This window comes from Pseudoalteromonas rhizosphaerae (genome assembly GCF_028885455.1).
GTDB lineage: Bacteria > Pseudomonadota > Gammaproteobacteria > Enterobacterales > Alteromonadaceae > Pseudoalteromonas > Pseudoalteromonas rhizosphaerae.
Window position 1 is genome coordinate 1982547 of record NZ_CP118496.1, and the last position, 26790, is coordinate 2009336.

Below are 26790 nucleotides of genomic sequence, written 5' to 3' on the forward strand. Positions count from 1 at the left end.
GATTCCCGTGGAAAGTTAAGGTTTATTACTTGTTTGTGTTAGCTGACATCTTAAGTGCCTTTGCTAACGGTTTTGCTGAACTATCAAATAACGCATTTAATAATCCTGCTAATCGAATACCGGCTTGTTGTAAGCGAGTTTTAATAATCGGTGTATTTTCGTAAATGTAGCTAAAGCCAATCTCGTCATTATTTAGCTTGTATAGTTTGTCAGCTAAATTGTGTGACTCTGTTACCCATTGCTCTGGTGAACTGGCTAGGTACTCAGCAATTATTTCTGCATTATTAGTATCAATAAACTGCGCGAATTCAGTGAATGATAGGTTCTCATTTTCGATTAATTTAGTATCCCACAAAGAGTGCAGGTTGGTTGGCTGGCCAAAAAAGGTAACGTTAACACGGTTACCACCTCTGTCTTCTGCACGTCCGGCATGAAACGGCTGATGGCTATCGCCAACTAAATGAACAAGAAAGCGTAAGCTAAAACGTTTGGCATCTATTGAGCTGTTTTTGTTTTGTAGTGTATCGATGGCAAAATACATCCCTTCAAGAATGTTGCTTACATTATCTTTATTTAAATTTTCATCGTGGCTGTGAGTAAATGTAGTTGAGTTGCTTGGTGCGTTAATGTAATGCCAACGAGAAGATTTTTTTTGCCAAAAAGGACTCGGATCAGAGCGCATTTCATCAGCCCAAGTAGCAATTTGCGCTAGGCTTTGCCCTTCTAAAAGTTCTTTAAGCTCTGCTTTAGTTGTGTCTGTAATGTGATTTTCGGCAATTTTACCGACAATTCTGTGGCCATTTTGTCCCCAAGCCAATACATTTTGTGATGATAAAAGTACTGCGCCGACTAAAAGATAACTAAATCCATGTGTAATTTTGCGTAACATTTGTGTTTTCCTCAATGATCTTATTTGGCAAGAGCGGCCTCTTCTATGGCGCGAATTGTCCTGATTTTGAGATAAATAGGAAGGACTCAAAGAAATTCATAATTTCCCATTGATAGTTCTTTTAATTCATGAGTTTAACTGTTTTGGGTAAAATTACTTGTTGTAATAAGTAATTTAAATTGGTCAAATAGGAGGATGAATCGTTTTGGATTGTTGAACTTTTGAAAATTAAACAGCTGCTTTTGCAACACAGCTTCTTTGTTACTGTTTTGTTACTGTTTTTTTTGTTGGTTTGGCTCAGTGGCCAGCTGAGTGTGGTTACATCAACGGGGACCTTGAAGCCTTTAATTGAAACATCTAGTCGTTGTCAGACGAGGGCAACAGAAAACCAAGCGCAATTAATTGTCTATGCCTCGTCGCAAAAGGTTGCTCGTTCTTTAACACAAAACCTGTGTGAAGATCCCGTTGTAGCAAAACAATATGGCGAAGTGATCGCTTTATGGGGTTACCGTACTGCCGATAGCATTGAGTTTATTGGTAAAGGTATTGCTGATTTAATTTTAGCAAAAAACAACATTATGTCAGCCTTCAAAGCTGAATCGACCTATAACTACCAGCCTGTGGTTGGCTTTCCAAGTTATACTGCGTTTTTTATTTCAGCTAAAGAAAAGCCAAAAATTAACAAGCAATACTTTTTGGGGAAACGGATTGGCTTACTTGATTATCCTACAAGCCGATCGGGGCATATACTACCTAAACAAAAGTTTAAAGATTTAGGGATCAACCTTGAAAATTTAAAAATTACTTACGCCAGTTCACATAATGAGCTTAGGGAGTTATTAGCCAATGGACAGGTTGATTTAATAGCCTCTTTTTGGAAGGAAGCAGATCAGGCGCATTTTTCTAAAAATTATATAACTCCAATCAGCGATAATGTAATAGGCACACGTTGGTACTTTAAAATGCAGCATGAGAACACTGATTTGCTGTGCGCTATCCAATCTCAATTAATCCAATTATCTAAGCAGCAAGTGTCGACTTATTTTAATCATGTTGAACCATACTGGCATTGTTCAGCGGGTAAAGTTGAATTCTTAGGAGAGCAACGTGATGAATAATAAGCGCTTGTTTGGCATGACACTGCTTATTTTTAGTGCTGCGCTATTGACGTTTAAACTCTCTAGTTATCTGCAGCAGGCGCAACATAACGATTTAATAATGGCTGATATTGAAAACCGAATTGCACTAGATTTACCTCGGTTAGACTTATCAAATCGTTTTTTGAAACACTCGGGTAATCATGATGCTATTGTTGGTTATCTACAACGTTTGAATATGCAATTGATACAACAGCCAATTCAAGTTAATACCATCAATGATGTCTCACTGGCATTAACAAATAATGGCCGCGAAAGTCGGATAGAGTATCTTGAAACAAGTGATCAAAAAGTTGCGATTACATTTTTAATTGAGAAGCGTTGGTGGCATATAAGCGATATTTATACCTTTATGATATTGTTATTATTGGCTTTTTTATTTTCTAAGTGGGCTGAACTTATTAACCGAACATCGCTGAAACACTTAGCATTAAAAGAACAAGTAGAGCAACTTCCACTGATTAATGTGCAAGTGAAACTAGTGATTGATTTGCAAGCCAAAGTTTTGGCTATTAATGATAACGCTGAGATAAAAGCTGGCTTAGCTAACAAACCACTGTGCTTTTACTTGGCTTTAATCGAGTTTTGCGTTGAGAATCCGGACGTGACACTTAATCAAAACAAAGATGTGCCGGATGAGTTAATTGAACTTGCTAATAAGTATTTTTACCGATTAACACAACTTGGCCATACTATTCGTAAACGGCCTAATTTTACTAACAGTCTAGAAAAAACCTTGAGTGAAATTAGGGCTGCATTGGATGAGGTACTTATTGAACACTCACAGCTGAAGGAGAAATATTACCCACCTAAGGCACATGGGGAAGGCTCTCGGTCACGGTTACATAGTTATGGTTTATCGAATATCAAAGCAGATGATATAGAGGTGATAGGCAAATAACCTTAACCTAGTTAGTAAGTTAGTTCAGAATAAAAACCTCACACTGCTAATACTTAAACTGTGTGAGGTAAGCTCTGATTATTTAGGAGCAAATTCAATGGCTTTGACTGGGCTATTTTCAATAAAGAAGCGTTTTAATGCCTGTGCATCTGTTTCGTCAGTGCTGACAAATCCTTTATGATTTATCAGAATCGGGTAGCCGTCACCGCCAGATGCATTGTAGCTATTAATGCTCATGCGATAGGTTTTGTTTTTATCCAAAGCTTTGCCGTTGATCATCACTTTAGTCAGCGCATTATCGTTACGCTCGAAGCTTAATTTGTGGTATTGCAAATAAGCACCAGAATCCGGTGGGAAACTAGTTACAGTCTCAAGGTAATCCCAAAGCTCTTGGCCTTGCCAATCAATATACGCGATGCGATTTTTAAAAGGGTGTACTTTTAAAATATCTTTATAACTAACTGCACCTGCAGCAATACTATCACGTACGCCACCGCCACTGATGATACCAAAATCGGCGCCAACAACATTCATTTGTGCTTGCACAATAACGCGCGATAAGTTGGTTTGTTGATAACGAACTTTATTGCGATCGCCTTCAAGCTTTGCATCAACATAACCAATTTCACCTTCAATTTGTTTTGCACCTTTGGCTTGGTAATCAGCTAAAAATGTTTTTAAGGCAGCGTCTGGTTTGATGTATTCGTTGGCAAGCTCAGGCTTAATTGAACCATCAGCTTGCGTTTTATCAACGTATAAGTTAACTGGCAATAATTTATAATCTAATAAGGTTAATACGCCGTTTTCTTGTTTAAACTCGGCTTTGCCGACATATTTACCCCATTCATGAGCTTGCATTATCCACGTACCATTTTGTTGGTCTGGTTTACATGTCATACCGGGTTTAAAGTTATCGTCATTTTTATTTTCGCTTGCCATACACACAGGTTCTTGTGAGTGACCGCCGATGATCATATCAAGGGTATGAGCCGGTAAAGAGCGGGCAAGGGTAACATCGCCAGGTGCATTTATGCCATAATTCGCATCAACATAATGACCCATATGAGTTACTGCAATCGTGATATCCGGTTGATATTGTGCTTTGATTTTATCGGCTAAAGCTTGGGTTACTGCAACGGGCTCTTGAAATTCAAGGCCGCCGATATACTGCGGGTTGCCTATTTTAGCGGTATCTGTGGTTGTCAAACCAATAACGGCGATTTTCAGCCCCTGTTTGTTAAAAATCTTATAGGATTCGAAGGCATTTTTACCGGTTTTTTTATCAATTATATTTGCCGAAAGAAGCGGGAAATTTGCCCACTGCTGCTGTTGTTTTAAAACACTCAGTGGATTATCAAATTCATGATTACCAATCGCCATCGCATCGTAACCAATTAATGACATTCCTTTAAAATCAGGCTCTGCAAATTGCAGGTCTGATTCTGGAATGCCTGTATTTATATCACCACCAGATAGAAGTAGCACTGCGTGACCTTGTTGCTGCGCATCAGCACGTAACTGGTCGATTAAGGTTTTACGTGCAGCCATACCGTATTCACCTTTTTCGTTATGCCAAAAGCGGCCATGATTATCATTGGTATGTAAAATGGTGAGATAGTGAATATCTGCTGTGTCAGCTTGTTGAACGGAGGTTTGATGATTACTACATGCAGTAATGCTTAGTAATAGGAAAAATGAAAGTAATATGCGCATAATATGACCCGTGTTGTCAGTGTTGTGCTATTTATTAAGCGCATAGTTTAAACTAGTTTTATTGCAAAATAACGTAATTATTCTATTTTAATGTCATCTTGGAAATTTAACTTTCCAGTTGCCGCTAATTGACGTCGCTGTAACTCTTGTTCTGCTAATGCTGATTTTTCATGGTTATTACCCACCATCCAGTTTAAAAAGCTTGCCGGTAACTTAGTGTACGCCTCTCCTTGGTGTAAACCAAAATCACAGATGTGTTGCTCTTCATACGACATAGTTGTTAATCCTGTTGTGTGTGTTTTATTGTTATAGATAATACTAACAAAATAAACTCGGCTATTAAGACGATTTCGTTTTAAACAAAATTTATTTATAACGTGAGTGAATAACAACACATTGTAACCACATGTAATTTAAATGTAATCAATTCGGTTTGATTTGTTTAAAGGTACATTTTGCTATCGTAATATCCACAAGAGTTCTTTACTATTTGCATTAAATTCACATAACCACAACATTCTTCAGGATAAATATAATAATGAAAAAACTATTACTATGCGGTTTGTTAACCGCAACCTCATTTGCAAGCCATGCAACTGTAGTTGAAATGCAAACTTCACAAGGTGCTATTAAGGTTGATTTGTTTGATCAACAGACTCCGAAAACGGTCGAGAACTTTTTAAGTTATATACAAAGTGATGCGTACAATCAAACCGTGATCCACCGTTCAATCAAGGATTTTATTATTCAAGGTGGAGGCTTTACTTTTACCGATGATTTTAAAGCGATCACAACGTCACCAGCTGTTGTGAATGAGCCAGAATTATCGAATGTAAAAGGCACGATTGCCATGGCAAAAGTCGGCGGTGATAAAAATAGTGCCACCAGTCAATGGTTTTTTAATCTCAAAGATAATAGCGCAAACTTAGATAAGCAAAATGGCGGTTTTACCGTATTTGGTCAGATTACAGCAGATAGTTATGCTGTGCTTGATAAGATCTCTGCGTTAGTGCATTGCGGTGAAATACCGGTAGTTAATCTAACTAAAGACCAATGTGCAAGTGCAGATACCACGTTGACTATTGCTAATTTAGTGTCGATCAATAGTGTTGTGGTACTTGATGATGATCCAAATTCGTCAGTAAATTTATCTCCAAAAGAAAATACGCTAATTGACGATCCGACTCCAACTCAGCCTGATGATGGGGATAGCTCAAGTGGTAGTATGAGCTGGTTACTACCATTATTATTGCTTGGCTTTAAACGCCGCCGCGCAGCTTAAAGGTATATACTTGCTATCGGGTTATGTGTCCCGATAGCAAACGTAACGCTTTAGAGTGCAAATACCCGCATTACTAATAACACCCACATAGTTAAAACCAGTAAACAGCCAAGTAAAAAGCTATAATAGCGAGGTTTTACGCTATTGCTGCCTAAATGAATAATACTGTGAATGACGCGCGAAATCACAAAACCCCAGGCTAAAGTAATAAATACATAACCCGCTGCATTGAGCTGTAAAGCAGCTAAACAGGCTACAAAAAATAGCACTGGTATTTCAAACTGATTAATAAAGTTTCTACCGGCAATATGTACATCATCACCCGCATTATTTAATTGCATAGTGGCAAAATCTTGCATAGTAATCGTTTTGTTACGCGCCGCACTAAAACGGCGGCGGCCCATGACTACCATTACCGTAAAAGTGAGTAGTACCTGAGAAAACATCGCGAGTAATACATATTTTTCCATTAAGAGTCTCATTTGATAAATAACCTAGCTTTAAGCCTAGCAGTTTGTCTTTATAATTCACAATGTGTTACAAAGTATTTAGAAAAATGATTGCAAGCGTTTTGAATTTTACCGATCATTCAAACAACAAATAAGTATGGATCACATTCTCAATATGAAAAAAATAATTACTTTAAGCGCTATTGCTTTAGCAGTATTAAGTGGCTGCGGCACTACCACCACAGCGGTACAGCAGCAAACGTCATTACTTTCAGATACGCTGGTAATAAGTCCCAACGATACTCGTCAATATAAAACCCTTAAACTTGCGAATGAGATTGAAGTAATTTTAGTGTCGGATCCAACTGCTGAAAAATCAGCCGCTTCATTGAGTGTGGGTGTTGGTTTATTACATGATCCAATCAGCCAGCAGGGAATGGCGCATTATTTAGAACATATGCTATTTTTAGGCACAGATCGTTACCCAGATACCAAGGGTTACTCTGATTTTATGACTAAAAACGGCGGCGCCCACAATGCTTATACATGGTTAGATATTACTAATTACATGTTTGAAGTAAATAACGATGCTTACGATGAAGCATTGGATCGTTTTGCTGACTTTTTTAAATCCCCTAAGCTTTACCCAGAATACACCGATAAAGAAAAAAACGCAGTAAACGCCGAATGGTCAATGCGTCGCGAGATGGATTTTTTTGGTCAGTTTAAGCTTGCCCGACAAATGATGGGCGATCATCCAGCTAATCGTTTTTTAATCGGTAATCTTGAAACATTAGGTGATAAAGAAGGTAGCTCTCTACATAAAGAAACCGTTGATTTTTATAATAAATACTACTCTTCTAACATTATGAAAGTAGCAATGATTTCAAATCTACCACTTGCGGAAATGGAAGCGAAAGCACAAAAATACTTCGCTGATATTGAAGATAAAAAGATCGACAAACCAACTGTTACCACAAAGCTAGATTTTGATAACGCAGGTGGAAAACGCGTTCACTACGCGCCAAATGAAGACGTAAAAGAGTTACAACTTGATTTTACTATTACCGATAACAGCAATGAGTTTGCCGTTAAACCTAACCGTTTTGTAGCATACTTATTAAGCAATGAAATGCAAGGTAGCCCGGCGCAAATTTTGCGTGATAAAGGCTGGGTTTCACAACTTTCAGCCGGGGCAGCACCAACCCAATATGGTAATTACGGTGCGCTGACGGTTAATGTGCAATTAACCGACGAAGGCATGAAAAACCGTGAAACGATCGTTGCAACAATAATGCAATATATTGATTTGATCAAAAAAGAAGGTGTAGATAGTAAATACTTTAATGAAATTCGCACTTCACTTAATAATGAATTTCAATTTTTAGAAAAAGGTGATGAATTTGGCTATGTCAGTAATTTAACTGGTAGCATGCAAGATTATCCACTAAACCACGTTATTAATGCGCCTTTTTATTATGCTAAGTTTGATGCAGCTGCGATCAATAACGTACTTGCGCAACTCAATGCTGATACTCTACGTATTTGGTATACCTCACAGCAAGAAGAAACCGATTCACAATTGCATTTTTACGATGGTAAATACCGCATTGAAGATATCAGTGATGCTGAAATTGCCAGCTGGAGTAAGCCTAGTCAGTTTGCCTTAGCATTACCCACGGTAAACCGTTTATTACCAGAGAGTTTTGCGATTAAAACGGCACAATTTGCAGAGCAAAAACACCCTAAGCTGGTATATGATAAAAATGGCGTAAAAGTATGGCGTCAAGCGAGTCAGAACTTTGCCGAGCAACCGAAAGGTTTGGTCGAAATTTACTTAAATACCCCAGATGCTCTGACGGATATCAAAGCTAAAGTACTTTATTCAGTATGGTCTGACTTATTTAATTTACAACAAAGCAAGCTAAGTACCGAAGCTGCCGTGGCAGGTATGAGTGTTGGCCTTGAAGCAAGTAACGGACTTATCCTTTCAATGAGTGGCTTTACCGATAAGCAAAATATTTTACTCGCGCAAGCACTGACAAATATTGATGTGCAAGTAACTGAGCAAGGTTTTGCTCAAGCGCTTGATCGTTACCAACGTGATCTATTAAATGCCCAAAAACAATTTCCTTATTATCAAGCGCTTGGTGAGTATTCTAAATTAATACGAACTGGCAGCTTTGACACCGATGCACTGATCAATACGGCAAAAGCATTAACCATTGCTGATTTTGAGCAGCTTAAACAGCATACCTTTGCTAATAACGAAATGCGCGTGTTCACTTATGGTAACTATAACCAACCAGATGTTGAAGCGATTGCTAAAGAGTTAGCTGCAGTATTACCAGCGGCGCATAAAAGCACTGAATTTGCGCGCAGTAAAGCGTGGTTACCGCAACCAGGTGAAACGATTGTATTGCAAAAAGATATTGATGTGGCTGATGTTGCTATTATTGATATGACCGTACACCCGATTGCTGGCTATAAGCAAAAAGCGCAAGCGCAAGTCTTACAAGGTCACTTTAGTACCGTCGCGTTTGACAAGTTACGTACTGAAGAGCAATTAGCATATGCGGTTGGTGGCTTAGCACGGCCAATTGAAGATTACTCAGCGATTGGCTTGTTTATTCAAACCCCAGTAAAAGATGTAAAAACCATGCAAGCGCGTTTTGAAGAGTTCAAAATGCAATATGCAGTAGAGCTTGATAACATGAGCGAAGAAACGTTTGCTCAACTTAAAAACGCCGTATTAGTGTCGCTTAAACAGCAGCCTAAAAATCTTAGCGATGAAATGGGCCCACTGATTGTTGATTGGTATCGTGAAAACTTTGATTTTGATTCAAAGGATAAGCTAATCGCTGAAGTTGAAAAAGTCACGCTTGCTGATATCAAAGACTACTACCAGCAAACTATGTTAAACCCACAAGCTGCGCGTTTAAACGTACAACTTCGTGGTAGCAAGTTTGCTGACAAACCGTTTGCAGATTTACCAAAACAAACATTGGTAACAGACTTACAAGCACACTTTAATGGCATTAAATTGCAAAAGTAATTTAGCACATTGAAGCGTTTAAAAAGATTAAAGCCCAAGCGATTTGCTTGGGCTTTTTTTATGAAAAAATAAAAATACAGCGAACCTTTTACATTGCTAAACCGTCTTGTAGAAAAGATATTAAGGAGAGGCATGAATTCGACGCAAATAACGCTTGCTGTAATTAGCGCACAGCAAGGGGATGAGCCAGCTTTTAACTCATTATGTACTTATTTGTATAACCCTAGTTTTCTATTTGCGATGAAACTTTGTAAACAGAAAGACTTAGCAAAGGATATAACGCAAGAAGCGTGGACTGTGGTAGCAAAAGACATTCGTAAATTAAAAGAACCAAGCGTGTTTAAAGCGTGGCTATTTAGAGTGGTATACCACAAGTTTGTTGATGTCACCCGTAAAGATAAGTACATAGAAAGTTTTCAGCGGATAAGCATGAACAATCAATAGATACTACACATTGTAATGAGCAATCTATTGATTTAGCAAAATTAATAAATAACCTGCCAGATAGTGAGCGGCTCAGTGTTTATTTGTTTTATTTAGAGCAAATGTCAATTAGCGACATTGCTTTAATAACAAATGTTGCTGTTGGCACTGTTAAGTCACGTTTACACCGAGCGAGAGCACAGCTGGTAAAATGGTTGAGTGAATAATTGGAGAGAGTGATGAATTTAGATGAGAAAATAAAAGAGAGCTTACAGGCTGAACAACACAATTTGGAGTCTGTTTTAGAGACTGATTCTGGTTTATTTAAACAGTTTACAGGTATATATCGCGGAAAAATGCGCAGTTGGACAGTTTTAGGTACCATGTTGGCTTTTATACTCACGGCAATTTTTATACTATCAGCCTATCAATATTTTAATGCTGAGCAGATAGCACAGCAACTGTTTTGGGCTGTGTGTTTTGTAAGTAGTCTAATGATGCAAATTGCCGTTAAACTCTGGCTGTTTATGGAGATGAATAGGCAATCTATTATTAAAGAAATTAAGCGAAGTGAATTTGAAATAAGGCTGATGCTCAGTGAACACTCAACTTCAAAGATAAAAACTAAGTTTTAATCTGAACGTTAAAAGGAAGCTTCATGAAATACATAACTTGGTCTTTGTTGTTATTGTATTCAGTATGTAGCTACAGCAGCAACTCATTTGCTGATGATTTTGTAAACGCTGCAAATGATAGAACAACACAAAGCGTGCGCTATGACGGCGCTTATCACCGCATTGCCTATCCAAATGGCGATGTACCTGCCAATATTGGCGTATGCACAGATGTGATTATTCGCAGCTACCGAGCACTGGGTATCGATTTACAAAAGTTAGTTCATGAAGATATGCGCGATAATTTTTCAGTCTATCCATCAACAATAATATGGGGGCTTACTAAACCCGATAGTAATATTGATCATCGTCGCGTGCCTAATTTACAGGCTTTTTTTAAACGTCACGGTACAGTGCTGCCTATAACTAATAATGCTCAGACCTATAAAGCAGGCGATATTGTCACGTGGATGCTGCCGCGCAATTTGCCGCATATCGGTATCGTGGTAGATACATACACTGCAGATAACAAAACCCCATTGATAGTGCATAACATAGGCGCAGGGCCGCAACTTGAGGATGTACTGTTTCGTTATAAGATCACCGGCCATTATCGGTATGAGCCAGCCGTTAATTGATTGCGGGTATCTGGAAACATTCAGAAAAGCCGGCATGGTTAGCTAAAAGCCGAAGTGGCAGGGCAAAATTTACTCAGCACAGATAAACAAAGTAAAAATACTTGAGTTAACGAAATAGCCTAATTTTACGACTCTTTAAGGAGCGTTAAATGCATCAGAGTGTTAAACAAAAATTTACGACGTACCCTGAAAATATCGCGGTTGTATTACATGAGATCAGAAGTCTGATTTTGCAGGTAGCTGTGCAGGATGGCATCACTGAACTTGAAGAAACACTCAAGTGGGGAGAGCCGAGTTATATTTCAAAAATAGGCACTACCATTCGTTTTGATCACAAACCAAAATCAGCTGAGCAATTTTGTATTTACTTTAACTGTAAAACTAAACTTATTGAAACCTTCAAAGAGCTTTATGGTGATACGTTTAGCTATGAAGGTAACCGTGCTTTGGTGTTTAAGCTTAATCAAACCGTGCCAGTGAAAGAGCTAGCCCATTGTATATCGTTGGCTTTGCGCTATAAAAAAATAAAGCACCTGCCATTGCTAGGTGCTTAAATTTAAGAAGTTATTGTCCGGCAGAAAGAGCAACAGCGCGATATAAACTCCCGCCTACGCAAATCTCGCGCTGACAATAGTTATTTGGCTCTTGCAGCGCGAGCCCCATGCAGTTTTTTATAGCTGTCGATCAAACGCTGATGACGATCTAACCCTTCAAGTTGCATATTGGTTGGAGTTAAACCGTAGAACATCACATCACCATTGATAGAGCCGACTACTGCATCCATTACTTTTTGGCCAAACATGCGGGTGAAGCTGTGAATGTAGTCTTCAATTTCTAAGTCATCATTTAGCGCAACTTCTAAAGTCGCGTGCATTGCTTGGTAGAATAACCCGCGTTCAACAGTGTTATCGTTAAACTGTAAGAAGGTTTCAACCAGTTCCATGGTCGCTTCTAAATCGCCTAATGCTAAATAAATTAGCAGCTTAAGCTCAATAATAGTTAACTGACCCCACACGGTGTTTTCGTCAAACTCAACGCCAATTAAGGTGATAATATCGATGTAATTATCAAGCTGGCTGTCTTCTAAGCGCTCAACTAAGTCGGCAAGTTGGTCTTCATCTAAACTGTGCAGATTTAAAATATCTTCACGGTATTTAAGAGCTTTATTGGTGTTATCCCAAATTAAGTCTTCGACAGGGTAAACTTCTGAATAATCAGGGACTAAAATACGACACGCTGTGCCTAAGTCTGAAAATTCAGCAATATAAGCTTCTTTACCTAAGGCTTTTAAAATACCAAATAAGCTAGCAGTTTCTTCTTCGTTAGTACCTGAAAAATCCCATTCCACAAAGTCATAATCGTGTTTAGCACTGAAAAAGCGCCATGAGATTTTACCGGTTGAATCAATAAAGTGTTCAACAAAGTTTTCAGGTTCAGATACTGCCATGCTGTTGAATGTTGGTTTAGGTACGTCGTTTAAACCTTCAAAGCTGCGACCTTGTAATAGCTCTGTTAAGCTACGTTCAAGGGCGACTTCAAAACTTGGGTGTGCGCCAAATGAAGCAAATACGCCACCGGTTTTCGGGTTCATTAACGTTACGCACATGACAGGGAATTGCCCGCCTAGAGATGCGTCTTTTACAACAACCGGAAAGCCTTGCTCTTCTAAGCCTTTAATACCGGCAACAATACTAGGATATTTAGCAAGTATCGCTTCTGGTACGTCTGGCAATACCAGTTCTTGCTCGATGATTTGGCGTTTAACAGCACGTTCAAAAATCTCAGATAAACATTGTACTTTGGCTTCGGCAAAGTTATTACCCGCACTCATGCCGTTACTTAAAAACAAGTTTTCAATCAAGTTTGATGGAAAGTACACAGTTTCGCCGTCAGAGTGACGCACATATGGGATCGAGCAAATACCTCGCTCAACATTACCAGAGTTAGTGTCGATAAGGTGCGAGCCACACAGCTCATCTTCAGGGTTGTAAATGCTCAGGGTATAGTCGTCTAAAATACCTTCTGGTAGTGAGTCATCATCAGTGAGCTGAAACCATTTTTCGTTCGGGTAATGAACAAATTCGCTGTTGGCAATTTCTTCACCAAGGAACTGGTCATTGTAAAAAAAGTTACAGTTTAAACGTTCAATAAACTCGCCAAGGGCTGAACATAATGCGCTTTCTTTGCTGGCGCCTTTACCATTGGTAAAACACATCGGTGATGCAGCATCACGAATATGCAATGACCAGACGTTTGGTACAATATTACGCCATGATGAAATTTCAATCTTCATGCCTAAGTCAGCCAAAATCGCAGTCATATCAGCAATGGTTTGCTCAAGCGGTAAATCTTTACCTAAAATAAAGGTGTTTTCGTTGCCTTCTGATTTTGCCATTAACATGGCTTGTGCGTCGTTATCTAAGCTCTCTACCGCATCAATTTTAAATTCAGGTATGGTTTGTATAACACGTTTTACGGTACAACGATCAATAGAGCGTAAAATGCCGGTGCGGTCTTTTTCTGAAATACTTTCAGGGAGTTCAACCTGGATTTGGAAGATTTGGTTATAACGATCTTCAGGATCAACAATGTTGTTTTGCGCAACACGAATACCGTCAGTCGAGATATCACGGGCATTACAATACACTTTAATAAAGTACGCAGCACATAAAGCCGAAGATGCTAAAAAGTAGTCAAACGGACTTGGCGCAGAGCCATCGCCTTTATAACGGATTGGTTGATCCGCAATGACTGAGAAATCGTCAAACTTAGCTTCTAATCTAAGATTATCGAGAAAATTAACTTTAATTTCCATTGAGTTGGTCCACCTTCGTGCGCACTAATAAGTAAGGCCAACAGGTGTTTGCGCCAGACTTTGTCAGTGTATTTTCATTTAGCTGCAATTATCCGCTTTTTAAGGGAGCACATACAAGTAATAGTCGAGGTTAATTAAAATAAATGCTATTTGCAGCGCATAAATTGGTAAAAGTCACGTGGTTCGCTGGTTTTGAACTATTTATGAGGCTGTAAACTTTATACTCAGAGTAAGCCTAAAGTTTTTACAGTAAGAGGTAGAAAATGTCGTGAACTCCAAATAATTTAGTACTAATTGATTAAAGCTATTATCACTGATGTTTTAATTTTGTTGTTGTTTTGTAATTAATTTGAGGTGGGAGCTTGAATATAGTAGGCAAAATTTTCATCTGTGGTCTAACTTTAATAATGCATATTGCAAAAGACTAATATCATAAGGTAACGCAGATGATGAAAAAGCTGTATTGGTTATTAACTGTAAATTGCATCCTGTTTACAGGTGCTTCTTATGGCGAGATCAACTTATCAGGGTTTACTAGTATTAATGCTGGTAAAGTTTTATCTGGAAGTGGGGTCCCGCAGTACGATATACCACCTACTTTTTTGGCCGATTATCCAATAGTATCGTCTTACGACGAAGATGTTTCGTTTAAACCAGAGAGCTTATTTGGGCTACAAATTAGCGCTGATTTAGCTGATGGACTATCGGTGACAGGCCAACTAGTTGCTCGAGGCGCTAATGATTTTGATGCAAAAATTGAATGGGCTTATCTCTCATATGAGATTAATGAAAATTGGACTGTTCAAGCAGGTAAAAAACGATTGCCCCTGTTTTATTATTCGGATTTTTATGATGTAGGTTACGCCTATGTATGGATGCGTCCGCCTGCGGATAATTATACGTGGCAAATATTTAACTACAACGGCGTAAATGCACTATACAGCGGTGAAATTGGTGATTGGTCTGTAATGGGCAATCTTTATTATGGAGAAGAGGATGATACAGAAAATAAGCTCCTTAGTGAGTTTTTTTTCAAAGAGCCAACTCGTGAAATTTGGCGTGATATGTTAGGTGGGGTATTGCAATTAAATAAAGAGTGGTTCGAAGTTAGATTAACCCATATGACTTACAAAAATGAGCGCTACCGTAGTGGTGAGCGAGTATTATTTGACGGTGAAACTAGCCGTACAGGTAAGTTTTATGGTGTTGCAGTTAACTTAGACTTTGAAAGTTTATTTATATTAACAGAGTTAAACCGGTTGGATTTGAATGGCAACCTTGACACTTCAATGATTACGCTAGGTTACCGTTTAGACACAATTACTCCTTATGTTTCTTACTCTCAATTTAAAGAAGATGCCGATGATGGTGAACAGCACAATACAACGTCAGTCGGAATACGCTGGGATTTTCATTCTTCAGCGGCTTTTAAAGTCCAGTTTGATAAAGTGAATGATAAATCATTTGATTTAGCTGTTGCAGGTGATAGTGAGTCGATCACACTTGGCATTGACTTGGTATTTTAAGGAATACGCTATGATGTTGTTAAAAAAGATACTTTTACCACTTTTATTGCTTAGTTGTTATTCAGTAAACGCGGAAGTAGTTGTTGTTGTTCATCCTACAAATAATAGTAGTTTTGATCAATCTGAGATTTCAAAGCTCTTTTTAGGCAAGGCCAAATCATTTTCTGATGGCAATCAAGCTGTTCCATTGAATCAAGAGGAAGCCTCTACAGCACGCCAAGAGTTTGATGCGAATGTTTTATCAAAATCAGGTAGCCAGTTAAAAGCATACTGGTCAAAGCTGATTTTTACAGGTAAAGGCTCGCCTCCTAAAGAAGTGACTAATGATGCAGAGGTAATTGATTTAGTGGGTAAAAATCCAAGTATGATTGGTTATATTAATGCTGCATCGCTAACCGATTCAGTGAAATCGGTTGGGAAGTTTTAGTAATAATTTAGATAAAAACGCAAAACGTTAAATCGATTACAGGAAACTGTAATCGATTTTTTTTAGATTTATACACCTTAAGCAATCACTAAAAACCCGACAAATGCACAGGCTGCTGCGATGAGTGTATAGGGCAATTGAGTAATTGCGTGACTCATTAAGTTACAGCCTGAACCTTGGGCTGCAAGGACAGTTGAATCTGAGTAAAAACATGCTTGACTACCAAATGATGAGGCAGATAACAGCGCACCAATCACCAGCGGTATATTTGCATCAACCGCGACTGCCAGAGGCATCACAATAGGAATTGTTACCGCAAAAATACCCCAGCTTGAGCCTGTAGCAAACGCCAAAATTGCCATTGCTAAAAACACCACTGCAGGTAAATAGCCTGCGGTCATGAATGGGCTTAAGGAATCAATTACAAACTGTGGTAATAGTAGTTGGTCGCACACATCTTTAAAAATAAATGCGGCGATCACAGTTCCTATTGCTGGCAACATGCTTTTAAAACCATCGAGCATTTTTTCAATCATTTCGGCAAATGGCATTAGCTTTTGCAGCATATAAAATGGAAGCGTCACGGCGAATGTCGCTAATAACCCTTTGTATACATCAATGTCAAAATACACAGTGAACGCAACGAGCAATAAAATAGGCAGTAAAAAGTTGTACAGTTTGCCGTGGCTGTCTGCGCTTTCAAAGCTTTCTTCAACGGCTTTTACTGCGTATTCATCGGCAGTTTGCACTTCGTTGTACTGTGCAGGATCTACTTGCGGTTGTTCTTGCATTGCCTGTAATTGGGCTTTTTTCATCGGCCCAAATAAAGGGATAACACCAAGTACCACTAATGGCACAAGTAACACGGCAAACCATGCATACAGCATATAGGGGATTGCTTGAATATACACGGCAATACCTTGGCCTTCGACGGCGATGTTGTTATCAACCAATAAGCCACCAAAAAATACTGCCCATGTAGACAGTGGTACTAATACGCAAATTGGCGCTGCGGTAGAGTCAACTACGTAAGCAAGCATCTCACGGCTAATTTTGAATTTATCGGTAATGCGTTTCATGGTTTCACCCACGGTAAGCGCATTGAGGTAGTCATCAATAAAAATAACGATACCAAGTAAAAAGGTCATGAGTAAAGATGAGCGTGGGCCTTTACAAAAACGCAGCGCAAAACTACCAAATGCTGCTGCACCACCGGTTCGCACTAGTAATGCGATTAACGCACCAAAGCCACCACACACTAGAATAAGCCAGCCGATTGTTTCATCTACCATTACTTTTAATGATGCCGCAGCAAAGTTGCTAAGCATTTCAACAGGATTTAACATAGCAAGGCCAACAAGGGCACCGATCAGCAAAGATAAAATAGGACGACGTAGCACGATCGCCAAAACCACCACTACAACTGGCGGCACAAGACTTAACGCAGAAGGTTCGAGCATTTAAGTATTCACAAAATAAAAAGCATTTGAGTAATTGGCTCAAACTGCTTAACAAAAACAAAGAATGTTAGCCCAACGGCTGATATTCCAAGTCACTGCTTTTGCACGCAGAAGTCACTGTTAGGTTTCGCGGTGGGTTTAGCACAATTGCGACACAGTAAAATGCGTTGGCTTGGCGCCAGACGGTGCAGGGGATGCATGCCGCTATTGTTATGCCGATAAAAACATCAGCGGGAAAATAATCTGCAATTGCGTTCGAGTCAATAAAAACTTTTAATTTAGTTAAAAATTCTTAATAGATGAATATTAATGCTTGCATTGTTTAGGTGAAACACCAAATTTTTGCTTAAACAAACGGCTAAAGTGACTGGGGTTGGTAAAGCCAAGATCGTAGCAAACTTGACTTATTTGTTGTCCTGATTGTAGAAGTTGGCGAGATTTCTTTAATCTTAGCTGTTGTTGCCACATGGCCGGACTTTGCCCAAAGGCGAGCTTGAATTGCTGGTAAAATTTACTACGGCTCATGCAGGCTATTTTACATAAAGTATCGATATCTAAAGTTTGATTAAGATGTTCTTTAATAAAATGCAGGGCATCGGTTAATGGGCATGCAATAGTTTGTTGGCAATTGGCGAGCATTAAATCGCGGCTTTGTTGTTGTAATAATCGAGTGATTAACTCATTTACTGATAGATCAATTAGATAATGACGATCTTGCTCGTTTTCGCTAAATAACCCAATCATCCGTTCAAGTAATTGTTGGGTTTGTTGATTGTGTTGGGTATGCACCAGCTTTGGAATGTAATGAAAAAAATCATCGCTGCTTATTTGCTGCTGCATATTTAGCGCGTCAGCTACTTGGCTGATTTTATCGCGGCTAATTTCGATAGCCAAACAGGTGGTAGGTTGCTTCATTGATGCTTCTGGGAAGTCGATTAAAACCCCTTGTTCGGGTGCTAATACAAATGATTGCTGGGGTAAAAACTCTTCATGGTAGTTACTGTCAGCAACGTGCATCACTTTTTTACCGCTGATCATGCCGCAAAACAGCAGTTCGCTGGAATGCAGTGCTACTTTTTGTGCGTCTTGGTAGGTGTCGTAAATGCTCAGCTCGGCGTTGTCTGAGGCAAAAGTAATTTTATTTTCGATCAGTACATCAACCGCTTGGCGCTTTTTAGTCAGTTTTTCAGTCAATAACGTGGTATTCATTTTATTTCCTTTAAACACGACCAACAGAGTTTGGACGCACAGACATGTTTTTTGGACAGCTAATCAAGTTTTTATGCTTCTTATAAGCTAATGTCAACAGGTGACGGATAAATAAACAACAATCTCCCGTCAAACTTAGTCAATTTGATTAAATTTAAAAAGCAACATTTTGAATAAAGGACACACACAATGATCTATGCAAATCCTGGCAGCGGCGGCGCACTTATTAACTTTAAATCCCAGTACGGTAATTACATTGGCGGACAGTGGGTCGAGCCTGTAAATGGTCAGTACTTTGATAATATTAGCCCCGTTAATGGTAAAGTATTTTGTAAAGTACCACGCTCTGATAAAGCGGATATTGAACTTGCCCTTGATAAAGCCCACGCTGCAAAAGCTGCTTGGGGTACAACTTCAGTAACGGCTCGTAGCAATATATTATTAAAAATAGCTGATCGGATAGAGCAAAACCTTGAGCTTCTTGCAGTTGCAGAAACGTGGGATAACGGTAAAGCCATTCGCGAAACATTGGCGGCAGATATCCCACTGGCGGCAGATCATTTTCGTTATTTTGCCGGTTGTATTCGCGCCCAAGAGGGCAGTATTGGCGAGATAGACGAAACCACAGTCGCGTATCATTTTCATGAGCCACTGGGCGTTGTTGGACAAATCATTCCGTGGAACTTCCCAATTCTAATGGCCGCATGGAAACTCGCACCAGCGCTTGCCGCAGGTAACTGTGTGATACTCAAACCGGCTGAACAAACACCAGTATCTATTTTAGTGTTGATGGAAATTATTGGTGATTTATTGCCTGCAGGCGTGCTTAATGTAGTAAATGGCTACGGTAAAGAAGCGGGCGAAGCGCTGGCAACCAGCACGCGTATAGCTAAAATTGCTTTTACCGGCTCAACTCCTGTTGGCTCACACATTTTAAAATGTGCCGCTGATAACATTATTCCATCAACGGTTGAGCTCGGTGGTAAATCACCGAATATTTTCTTTAACGATGTAATGGAAAAAGACGATTCCTTCCTAAGTAAAGCCATTGAAGGCGCAGTACTTGCGTACTTTAACCAAGGTGAAGTGTGTACTTGCCCATCGCGACTATTTATTCAAGAAGATATTTACGAGCAGTTTATTGAGCGTATTTTAGAGCGCACATTAAAAATTAAACGCGGTAACCCGCTTGATAGTGAAACCATGGTAGGCGCACAAGCGTCTAAAGCACAGTTTGATAAGATTCTCAGCTATATTGAAATTGGCAAAAAAGAAGGCGCACAAGTACTTACTGGCGGCAATGTAGAGCAACTAACAGATGAGCTAAATGGCGGCTATTACATTCAGCCAACGCTGTTAAAAGGCACTAACGATATGCGGGTATTCCAAGAAGAAATTTTTGGCCCGGTGATTTCAATGTCGACCTTTAAAGACGAAGCCGAAGCACTCGAACTGGCTAATAGCTCTGAATTTGGTCTAGGCGCAGGGGTATGGAGCCGCAACATGAACCGTGCTTATCACTTTGGCCGCAAAATAGAAGCAGGCCGTGTATGGACCAACTGTTACCATATGTATCCTGCACACGCTGCGTTTGGTGGTTATAAAAAATCAGGCATCGGCCGCGAAACCCACAAGCTTGCGCTTGACCATTACCAACAAACTAAAAATTTATTAGTAAGCTACAGCGAAGATCCGCTCGGCTTCTTTTAAATAAAGCGGTTAAGCTTAAACAAATAATTTTTATGAGTAATGAAAGCGCTGTATTGTTGCAGCGCTTTTTTACTTTTCTAAAGCACTGCGCTTTATATCCTCAAACACCTGTAATACCTTCCAAAATGCCAATTAAAACAACACCAAGTCCTCTTTTTATATTTTTCGTGAAATAGAAGTAACCGATTGAATCAAAATAGGAATTCGACTGTGGTTAATACATCAATAAAAAATAAATTAAAAACGAATTACTCTTCAGGCTCGTTAGGTTTTTATAGAGGCTGGAGTGCAATCTAAGCTGCTAAAAATTAAATCCCAATTCCTTGAAGTCATTTAGATATTTTGAGCTCTTATATGCGCAAAAATATTGAGTTTGCAATAAGCGAGGCGGAGCAAAAGGATCCCTTTGGGATGTCGTATTTTATGAAAAAGATGATGAATTTGAATATATTTATGCAAACATCTTTTAATGTCCTAAACTTTGTGAGGCTAGATATGCACTGTCTTAGGCAAAGATATTTATGCCTGTTGCTTTTTCGTTTTACCCAACACCCTTAAGTTTAATGAGTTTAATGAGTTTAATGAGTTTAATGAGTTTAATGAGTTTAATATAGCAATGAATTAAGTTGTTTGTTAAAACACTTTGAGGGTAAGTATGTTATCGGCAGTACTATGTGCGATTATTTTACTATTTTTTGAACCGCAGAGGAAAAGTATGAGAAGAATCATACATCTAACTTTAATAATTTTATTTTCTACGATCTCAATGTCGGCGTTTGCAAGTGCTGATGTTGAAATAAAAAAGATCGCTTCAGGAGTGTGGGTTCATACCTCATATTATACATACCCAAATGGAGTAAAATTTCCTTCAAGTGGATTAATAGTTCAAGATGGGGAAGGCGTTGTTTTAGTGGATACTGCTTGGGGAGAGCTTGCTACGTTAGAACTCATGGAGCAAATTAGAACGAAGATTAAACTACCGATTAAAACATCAATAGTAACTCATGCTCATGGTGATCGGATTGCGGGTACGGATGCTTTAAAATCAAAAGGAATTCCAGTTTATTCGCATCCTCTAACGCAAAAATTTGCTACTGAGTATGGCTTGCCAGTACCAGATCAATCTTTAGAATCAATAATTTCACCTGGAAGCATGGTTAGTTTAGGAAAAATTGATGTTATTTACCCAGGTCCAGGTCATGCAATGGACAACTTGATGATTTGGTTACCACAAGAAAAAATTCTGTTTGGTGGTTGTGCCGTTCGCGCTAAAGGAGCAACCTCTTTAGGCAATACTGCACATAGTGATATTAGTTCATGGCTTCAGGGAATGAAACATATTAGCCAGGAGTATAACTCTGCACAGATAGTAGTCCCAGGTCATGGTGAGCTAGGTGATTTTTCATTAATTTCAAACACATTAATGCTTTTAAGTGAGTCTGCGCAATAAATATACACTAATAATCACATAAAAGATCTCGTCAAGCTCTAATAGAGCGCCTTTTATGTGGGGAGAACGTAGGATTATCCTTTATAGGAACTAATCTTACGCCTCCTAAACTCATTGGTTAACTTTTTTAAAGCCACCAAAACCAACCTCTTACTGTCATCTAAAAAATACTAAACTACGTTTAGAGCTATCAACTTATAAAACTACTAAATAATTTAGCAAAAAAGTAGAAGTTAAAGATTATCAAATTATCGAAAATTGCTGTAAATGAAGATGACCAGGTTGCTGGAGGTTTAAACGTTGCTTAGGAGCTTTATAAAATGAGCAATCATTTTATTACCTAAGGTAGGCTAAGCACTTTGGTTGGATTATTGTTACCAAACCTTTAATCAGGTGAGGTGATGGGGCAGCTAGCAGTGAATATAGTATGCTGATTGCTCCAGCAAAGAAATTCAACAAAGAGCCTGCACAAAGAAATGCACCTTGATACTATATGTCTAATGATAATGGATATAGCAAGTAATATGTGAGGTTATAGCAATGAATCAATTAACTGAAAAAACGATAGCATGTCCTTATTGTGGTGAGAATATTGACGTGCTGCTCGATCCGGCAGATGTTGATCAACAATATATTGAGGACTGCCAAGTCTGTTGTAAGCCTATTAATTTTTTGGTTTTTGAAAATATAGATGAAGAGCTTTCAGTGACGGTTTTTAGTGATGACGAAGCTTATTGACTATCTTTATAGGCACTTACACTCAGCAAGGTTTGGGCAGTATGTTTAGCTGCAAAGCAATGCAGTAATATATAAAAGAGTATGACTAACCAACATAAAAAGCGCTGCAATTAATTGCAGCGCTATGGTTGCATTACTTAATGGTTATTAACGGTCTAAGTTCATTACTTTAGTCCATGCCGCAACAAAGTCTTCTACAAACTTTTGCTTTGATGTATCAAAGGCATATACTTCTGCAACTGCACGCAGCTCTGAATTTGAACCAAAGATAAGGTCAACTGAAGTGGCTGTGTACTTTTGCTCACCTGATTGACGATCAAAGCCTTGATAAATCCCCGCATCTGATGACTTTTTCCAAACCGTAGACATATCCAATAAATTAACAAAGAAATCGTTATTTAGAGTGCCTGGCTTGTCAGTAAATACGCCGTAGTCAGTGCCTTTATAGTTTGCATCAAGCGAACGTAATCCGCCTACTAATACCGTCATTTCAGGCACTGTTAGATCAAGTTGATCTGCTTTATCTATTAGCATTTCAGTTGGCGATTTGTAGCTTTGTTCAGCATCAAAGTAGTTTCTAAAGCCATCGGCAGGCAGCTCTAATAAACTAAATGCATTAACGTCAGTTTGAGCTTGCGTAGCATCGCCACGGCCAGCATTAAAAGGTACGTCTACTGTGTAGCCTGCATCTTTCGCTGCTTTTTCAATCGCTGCATTACCAGCTAACACAATCAGGTCGGCCAGTGATACTTGGCTTTTACTAAAGAAACTATCATTAAAGTCGGCTTGAATCGCTTTTAATACTTTAAGTACTTTTGCAGTTTCGGCCGGATTATTTACCGCCCAATCCTTTTGTGGAGCAAGCGCAATGCGTGCACCGTTGGCACCACCGCGCATATCGGAATGACGGTAGCTTGCAGCAGATGCCCATGCAACACGTACTAGCTCTGATACGCTAAGACCTGAATCTAAAATGCTGGCTTTAAGCTCTTTTACTGCGCCAGCATCAATGTTTGATTGAGTCTCTGCTGAAATAGGATCTTGCCAAATTAAGTCTTCTTTAGGAACTTCTTTACCTAAGAAGTTACGTGGTGGCCCCATATCTCGGTGAGTCAATTTGTACCATGCTTTAGCAAATGCCAGTTGATACTCTTTAGGGTCGTTTAAAAAGCGTTCAGCAATTTTGCGGTATTCAGGATCAAATTTTAACGCTAAGTCGGCCGTGGTCATTACTGGTGCGTTAAACTTACCTTTAATATGAGCGTCAGGTACAACGTTATGTAACGATTCATCCGTTGGGATCCACTGAATGGCACCCGCTGGGCTGCGAGTTTGTTTCCACTCAAAGTTAAGTAGATTGCTAAGGTACAGTGATGACCAGCGAGTAGGAGCTTGTGTCCATGCGCCTTCTAAACCACTTGATACGGTATCTTCAGAGTGGCCTTTACCACATTTGTTTTTCCAGCCTAACCCTTGTTCTTCAATGCCTGCTGCTGCGGGCTCTGCACTCACACAATCTTTAGGTTTGTGCGCACCATGCATTTTACCAAAGGTGTGGCCACCTGCGATAAGTGCAAGAGTTTCCTCGTCGTTCATGGCCATGCGAGAAAACGCCACACGAATATTTTTAGCTGAACCGATTGGATCAGGAACCCCTTTAGGGCCTTCAGGATTTACGTAAATTAAACCCATGTGAGTTGCACCCAATGGGCGTTCTAATTTGCCGCTGGCATCTTCACGGTCGCTGGCAAGCATTTCTACTTCTGGACCCCAGTAAACCATGTCTGGTTCCCAGTCGTCAGTTCGGCCGCCGGCAAAACCATAGGTTTCAAATCCCATGTTTTCTAGAGCAACGTTACCGGCTAATACGATTAAGTCTGACCATGAAAGTGCTTCTCCGTATTTTTGTTTAATAGGCCAAAGTAGGCGACGCGCTTTATCTAGGCTTACGTTGTCTGGCCAGCTGTTGAGTGGTTCAAAACGTTGTTGACCGCCACCAGCACCACCGCGGCCATCAAGCGTACGGTAAGTGCCTGCGCTGTGCCATGTCATACGGATAAAAAATGGCCCATAGTTACCAAAATCCGCCGGCCACCAATCTTGAGATTGTGTTAGTAGGGCATCAATATCACTTTTTACTGTGTCTAAATCTAGGCTATTAAATGCCTTGGCATAATTAAAGTCGGCACCGTAAGGGTTTGAGCGTTCATCATGATCACGCAGAGGTGAAAGGTTAAGTTGATCTGGCCACCAAAACTGGTTTGTTCTGGTTGCGCCCATTTTAGCTTCACCCATGCCAACAGCACCTTGTGGCTTTGACATTTGTGGTTTTTCTTGGCTAACAGCGGTGCCAGATATAAGTGCCATACTTATAAATCCAACAAGCGCTTTTTTATTGAATGAACGGTTTTTCATTGTCAGCTTCCTTAAAGTTAACGAATTTCGTTATACAAAGCGTATTACTACTTTAAACAGAGATCTCAATCGCTTTAAAAATTATTGAGTTGTAAATTTGTTTGCTCAAGTGAGGCTTAATCAAGCCTGAATAACAAAGCAATGAAAAGAATATAGCATCGGGCTGAAATGTGTGTGCGAAATAAAGCGATTACTACAATCTATAAATGTGATTGATTTTGTTGTAGTGATTAGATAAATGGATTGTTTTTACTTAAGGCGGAGAGAGTAATACAGATAAAAAAGCCCAGCCAAAGCTGTGCGACTACAAAAAATCTAGTGCATTTTAATTAATTTACTCGTTATAACACCTGAGGTCATTGACCCTGATACGTTTAATGCGGTGCGTGCCATGTCTATTAATGGCTCAATTGAGATCAGTAACGCGACTATCTCAACTGGTAAGCCCATGGTCGGTAATACAACCAATGCAGCAAACGTTGCGCCACCACCTACTCCGGCAATACCAAAAGAGCTTATAACAACAATGCCAATTAACGGTAAAATAAATTCGAATGTCAGCGGATCAATTCCTACGCTGGGTGCTACCATCATTGCCAGCATGGCTGGGTAAATACCGGCACAGCCATTTTGGCCAATAGTGGCGCCAAAAGAAGCCGATAAGTTAGCTATAGCAGGCGGCACTTTTAGCTGGTTAATTTGTACATCCACATTCATAGGAATAGAGGCTGCTGAACTACGCGAGCTAAATGCAAAGGTCAGTACTGGCCAAATTTTTTCAAAGTAACTCTTAGGGTTCACACCAACTAGGCTAAGTAATAAACCATGAGCAATAAACATTAATAATATAGCGACATAGGAAGCCACAATAAACGCCAGTAAATTAACAATATCATTGCTACTTGAGTTTGCCACAACGCTTGCCATTAACCCTGCGACGCCATAAGGCGTTAGCGCTATCACCATTCTTACTAAGTTCATTACTATGGCTTGTAAGGCGTTAACACCGTTGCGAATTGGATCTGCTAGTTCGCTACGTTCAAGCATCACCTTGCGTGCGGCAATCCCTACAAGGACACCAAAAATAACGACGGCAATTATAGAGGTTGAGCGTTGGTTACTTAAATCAGCAAATGGATTTTCTGGAATAAAGCTCAATAGCATTTGTGGCACACTTAAATCAGCTACATTAGCTGCTTTACCCTCTAGCGTGCTCATTTTTGCTGCCTCACGGGTTCCCGAAACTAAGCCTTCAATACTTAAATTAAAGCCATAGGTTACGGCAATACCAATTAAGGCTGCAATTGCCGTAGTAAAGAGTAAAACAGCAATACTAATGAACGATATTTTGCCCAAAGAGCCTTGGTTTTCTAGTTTCACCACGGCGGCAATCATAAACACCAATACCAATGGCATGATGATCATTTTTAATAGCCCAACATAGCCTTTACCAACAACACTTACCCAACTTAAAACGTCATTAATAGACTCCGGGGAGTGGGAAAATAAAAATTGTAAGGCTAAACCAAAAGCACTACCAACAACTAAGCCAAATAAAACAGTGCGAGATAAGGTTTTACTTTTTTGCGAAAAAAGATAAATCGCAAACAGCAAACCGACAAATAATGCCAGCATTAATAAAACAGCAAGCGACATAACATCCTCTTTAAAGCTGTGAATAAGCGCGGCACTTTAGCGTTTTGTATCGGGTTACGAAAATACACTTTTGATATGCTATAGAACAAATTGATATGTGCTAATAATATTTGAGTATAAAAAATACTATTGCACACAAATATAACCGTTGAGCTTCTATTTAAAGGTGCTAATAATGAATGCTAAATTAAGCAATGATAAAAACAGTATGAATGGACTTCTTTGGTCGTTATTTAGATCTTAATAATGTGTTTATTCGTATC

Annotated in this window: 23 protein-coding genes; 14 read left to right on the forward strand and 9 right to left on the reverse strand. The window is 39.3% G+C overall.

Annotation, left to right across the window (positions count from 1 at the left end; translation table 11 throughout):
• Positions 1 to 25: 25 nt before the first annotated feature.
• Complete coding sequence (locus PVK79_RS08470) at positions 26 to 889, reverse strand: S1/P1 nuclease (RefSeq protein WP_257326934.1); 864 nt, start codon at positions 887 to 889, stop codon at positions 26 to 28.
• Positions 890 to 1110: 221 nt separating this feature from the next.
• Between PVK79_RS08470 and PVK79_RS08475 the strand changes: the two genes are divergently transcribed.
• Together PVK79_RS08475 and PVK79_RS08480 are read left to right on the forward strand one after the other, a co-directional pair.
• Positions 1111 to 2007 (forward strand): PhnD/SsuA/transferrin family substrate-binding protein, encoded by an 897-nt coding sequence (locus PVK79_RS08475; RefSeq protein ID WP_257326935.1) that lies wholly within the window; start codon positions 1111 to 1113, stop codon positions 2005 to 2007.
• A complete protein-coding gene (locus PVK79_RS08480) occupies positions 2000 to 2947 on the forward strand; it encodes a hypothetical protein (protein ID WP_257326936.1) in 948 nt (315 codons plus the stop codon). Before PVK79_RS08475 ends, PVK79_RS08480 begins: the two co-directional genes overlap by 8 nt.
• A gap of 78 nt (positions 2948 to 3025) precedes the next feature.
• On the opposite strand, the gene ushA is transcribed toward PVK79_RS08480, so the two are convergent.
• Entirely contained in the window at positions 3026 to 4660 is a 1635-nt protein-coding gene (gene ushA, locus PVK79_RS08485) for a bifunctional UDP-sugar hydrolase/5'-nucleotidase UshA (RefSeq protein WP_257326937.1), read from the reverse strand.
• Between the two features lie 77 nt (positions 4661 to 4737).
• Positions 4738 to 4935 carry a hypothetical protein gene (locus tag PVK79_RS08490; RefSeq protein WP_145234351.1) on the reverse strand — a complete coding sequence of 66 codons (198 nt, stop codon included), beginning with the start codon at positions 4933 to 4935 and terminating at the stop codon, positions 4738 to 4740.
• Positions 4936 to 5198: 263 nt separating this feature from the next.
• On the opposite strand from PVK79_RS08490, the gene PVK79_RS08495 reads away from it, so the two are divergent.
• Positions 5199 to 5942, forward strand: coding sequence for a peptidylprolyl isomerase (locus PVK79_RS08495; RefSeq protein WP_257326938.1), 744 nt, complete (start codon positions 5199 to 5201; stop codon positions 5940 to 5942).
• Positions 5943 to 5992: 50 nt separating this feature from the next.
• Here the strand turns inward: PVK79_RS08495 and PVK79_RS08500 are convergent, their stop codons facing one another.
• Entirely contained in the window at positions 5993 to 6412 is a 420-nt protein-coding gene (locus tag PVK79_RS08500) for an MAPEG family protein (RefSeq protein WP_149979989.1), read from the reverse strand.
• 154 nt (positions 6413 to 6566) lie between these two features.
• Between PVK79_RS08500 and PVK79_RS08505 the strand changes: the two genes are divergently transcribed.
• The 6 genes from PVK79_RS08505 (at position 6567) to PVK79_RS08525 (ending at position 11675) form a co-directional block, all read left to right on the forward strand.
• Positions 6567 to 9446, forward strand: coding sequence for an insulinase family protein (locus PVK79_RS08505; protein WP_257326939.1), 2880 nt, complete (start codon positions 6567 to 6569; stop codon positions 9444 to 9446).
• A 132-nt stretch (positions 9447 to 9578) separates the two neighbouring features.
• Positions 9579 to 9890 carry an RNA polymerase sigma factor gene (locus PVK79_RS08510; RefSeq protein ID WP_257326940.1) on the forward strand — a complete coding sequence of 104 codons (312 nt, stop codon included), beginning with the start codon at positions 9579 to 9581 and terminating at the stop codon, positions 9888 to 9890.
• Between the two features lie 53 nt (positions 9891 to 9943).
• A complete protein-coding gene (locus tag PVK79_RS23520) occupies positions 9944 to 10096 on the forward strand; it encodes an RNA polymerase sigma factor (protein WP_425607891.1) in 153 nt (50 codons plus the stop codon).
• Between the two features lie 12 nt (positions 10097 to 10108).
• Positions 10109 to 10504 (forward strand): DUF6768 family protein, encoded by a 396-nt coding sequence (locus tag PVK79_RS08515; protein WP_257326942.1) that lies wholly within the window; start codon positions 10109 to 10111, stop codon positions 10502 to 10504.
• Between the two features lie 23 nt (positions 10505 to 10527).
• The gene (locus PVK79_RS08520; RefSeq protein ID WP_257326944.1) at positions 10528 to 11121 is read left to right on the forward strand and encodes a DUF1287 domain-containing protein; all 594 of its coding nucleotides are present in this window, start codon (positions 10528 to 10530) and stop codon (positions 11119 to 11121) included.
• A 149-nt stretch (positions 11122 to 11270) separates the two neighbouring features.
• The gene (locus PVK79_RS08525; RefSeq protein WP_149979992.1) at positions 11271 to 11675 is read left to right on the forward strand and encodes a DUF1801 domain-containing protein; all 405 of its coding nucleotides are present in this window, start codon (positions 11271 to 11273) and stop codon (positions 11673 to 11675) included.
• A gap of 80 nt (positions 11676 to 11755) precedes the next feature.
• Here the strand turns inward: PVK79_RS08525 and PVK79_RS08530 are convergent, their stop codons facing one another.
• Positions 11756 to 13936, reverse strand: coding sequence for an OsmC domain/YcaO domain-containing protein (locus PVK79_RS08530; protein WP_257326946.1), 2181 nt, complete (start codon positions 13934 to 13936; stop codon positions 11756 to 11758).
• Between the two features lie 446 nt (positions 13937 to 14382).
• Between PVK79_RS08530 and PVK79_RS08535 the strand changes: the two genes are divergently transcribed.
• Positions 14383 to 15462, forward strand: coding sequence for a porin (locus PVK79_RS08535; protein ID WP_392352553.1), 1080 nt, complete (start codon positions 14383 to 14385; stop codon positions 15460 to 15462).
• A 10-nt stretch (positions 15463 to 15472) separates the two neighbouring features.
• Positions 15473 to 15889, forward strand: a complete 417-nt coding sequence (locus PVK79_RS08540) for a type 2 periplasmic-binding domain-containing protein (RefSeq protein WP_310736407.1) — start codon at positions 15473 to 15475, stop codon at positions 15887 to 15889.
• Positions 15890 to 15966: 77 nt separating this feature from the next.
• Here the strand turns inward: PVK79_RS08540 and PVK79_RS08545 are convergent, their stop codons facing one another.
• Positions 15967 to 17349 carry a Na+/H+ antiporter NhaC family protein gene (locus tag PVK79_RS08545; protein WP_145234337.1) on the reverse strand — a complete coding sequence of 461 codons (1383 nt, stop codon included), beginning with the start codon at positions 17347 to 17349 and terminating at the stop codon, positions 15967 to 15969.
• A gap of 306 nt (positions 17350 to 17655) precedes the next feature.
• Complete coding sequence (locus PVK79_RS08550; protein WP_182733996.1) at positions 17656 to 18558, reverse strand: AraC family transcriptional regulator; 903 nt, start codon at positions 18556 to 18558, stop codon at positions 17656 to 17658.
• A gap of 189 nt (positions 18559 to 18747) precedes the next feature.
• Between PVK79_RS08550 and exaC the strand changes: the two genes are divergently transcribed.
• From exaC to PVK79_RS08565, 3 genes are all read left to right on the forward strand, one after another.
• Complete coding sequence (exaC, locus tag PVK79_RS08555) at positions 18748 to 20268, forward strand: acetaldehyde dehydrogenase ExaC (protein WP_257326947.1); 1521 nt, start codon at positions 18748 to 18750, stop codon at positions 20266 to 20268.
• A 715-nt stretch (positions 20269 to 20983) separates the two neighbouring features.
• A complete protein-coding gene (bla, locus tag PVK79_RS08560) occupies positions 20984 to 21718 on the forward strand; it encodes a subclass B1 metallo-beta-lactamase (RefSeq protein ID WP_257326949.1) in 735 nt (244 codons plus the stop codon).
• Positions 21719 to 22258: 540 nt separating this feature from the next.
• Positions 22259 to 22456: a CPXCG motif-containing cysteine-rich protein gene (locus PVK79_RS08565; RefSeq protein WP_145234329.1), complete on the forward strand. Its 198-nt coding sequence runs from the start codon at positions 22259 to 22261 to the stop codon at positions 22454 to 22456.
• 147 nt (positions 22457 to 22603) lie between these two features.
• Here PVK79_RS08565 and katG read toward each other — a convergent pair whose 3' ends face one another.
• Positions 22604 to 24871, reverse strand: a complete 2268-nt coding sequence (katG, locus tag PVK79_RS08570; RefSeq protein ID WP_182778179.1) for a catalase/peroxidase HPI — start codon at positions 24869 to 24871, stop codon at positions 22604 to 22606.
• Positions 24872 to 25186: 315 nt separating this feature from the next.
• Positions 25187 to 26527 carry an L-cystine transporter gene (locus PVK79_RS08575; RefSeq protein WP_257326951.1) on the reverse strand — a complete coding sequence of 447 codons (1341 nt, stop codon included), beginning with the start codon at positions 26525 to 26527 and terminating at the stop codon, positions 25187 to 25189.
• Between the last annotated feature and the right edge of the window lie 263 nt (positions 26528 to 26790).

Excerpts from the sequence above, each read along its gene's own strand:
- bla (WP_257326949.1), top strand. The coding sequence starts at position 20,984 with ATGAGAAGAATCATACATCTAACTTTAATAATTTTATTTTCTACGATC.
- exaC (WP_257326947.1), top strand. The coding sequence starts at position 18,748 with ATGATCTATGCAAATCCTGGCAGCGGCGGCGCACTTATTAACTTTAAA.
- PVK79_RS08470 (WP_257326934.1), bottom strand. The coding sequence starts at position 889 with ATGTTACGCAAAATTACACATGGATTTAGTTATCTTTTAGTCGGCGCA.
- PVK79_RS08520 (WP_257326944.1), top strand. The coding sequence starts at position 10,528 with ATGAAATACATAACTTGGTCTTTGTTGTTATTGTATTCAGTATGTAGC.
- PVK79_RS08515 (WP_257326942.1), top strand. The coding sequence starts at position 10,109 with ATGAATTTAGATGAGAAAATAAAAGAGAGCTTACAGGCTGAACAACAC.
- PVK79_RS08525 (WP_149979992.1), top strand. The coding sequence starts at position 11,271 with ATGCATCAGAGTGTTAAACAAAAATTTACGACGTACCCTGAAAATATC.
- PVK79_RS08500 (WP_149979989.1), bottom strand. The coding sequence starts at position 6,412 with ATGGAAAAATATGTATTACTCGCGATGTTTTCTCAGGTACTACTCACT.
- PVK79_RS08545 (WP_145234337.1), bottom strand. The coding sequence starts at position 17,349 with ATGCTCGAACCTTCTGCGTTAAGTCTTGTGCCGCCAGTTGTAGTGGTG.
- PVK79_RS08510 (WP_257326940.1), top strand. The coding sequence starts at position 9,579 with ATGAATTCGACGCAAATAACGCTTGCTGTAATTAGCGCACAGCAAGGG.
- PVK79_RS08495 (WP_257326938.1), top strand. The coding sequence starts at position 5,199 with ATGAAAAAACTATTACTATGCGGTTTGTTAACCGCAACCTCATTTGCA.
- ushA (WP_257326937.1), bottom strand. The coding sequence starts at position 4,660 with ATGCGCATATTACTTTCATTTTTCCTATTACTAAGCATTACTGCATGT.
- PVK79_RS08565 (WP_145234329.1), top strand. The coding sequence starts at position 22,259 with ATGAATCAATTAACTGAAAAAACGATAGCATGTCCTTATTGTGGTGAG.
- PVK79_RS08505 (WP_257326939.1), top strand. The coding sequence starts at position 6,567 with ATGAAAAAAATAATTACTTTAAGCGCTATTGCTTTAGCAGTATTAAGT.
- PVK79_RS08550 (WP_182733996.1), bottom strand. The coding sequence starts at position 18,558 with ATGAATACCACGTTATTGACTGAAAAACTGACTAAAAAGCGCCAAGCG.
- katG (WP_182778179.1), bottom strand. The coding sequence starts at position 24,871 with ATGAAAAACCGTTCATTCAATAAAAAAGCGCTTGTTGGATTTATAAGT.
- PVK79_RS08540 (WP_310736407.1), top strand. The coding sequence starts at position 15,473 with ATGATGTTGTTAAAAAAGATACTTTTACCACTTTTATTGCTTAGTTGT.
- PVK79_RS08530 (WP_257326946.1), bottom strand. The coding sequence starts at position 13,936 with ATGGAAATTAAAGTTAATTTTCTCGATAATCTTAGATTAGAAGCTAAG.
- PVK79_RS08575 (WP_257326951.1), bottom strand. The coding sequence starts at position 26,527 with ATGTCGCTTGCTGTTTTATTAATGCTGGCATTATTTGTCGGTTTGCTG.
- PVK79_RS08535 (WP_392352553.1), top strand. The coding sequence starts at position 14,383 with ATGATGAAAAAGCTGTATTGGTTATTAACTGTAAATTGCATCCTGTTT.
- PVK79_RS08480 (WP_257326936.1), top strand. The coding sequence starts at position 2,000 with ATGAATAATAAGCGCTTGTTTGGCATGACACTGCTTATTTTTAGTGCT.
- PVK79_RS08490 (WP_145234351.1), bottom strand. The coding sequence starts at position 4,935 with ATGTCGTATGAAGAGCAACACATCTGTGATTTTGGTTTACACCAAGGA.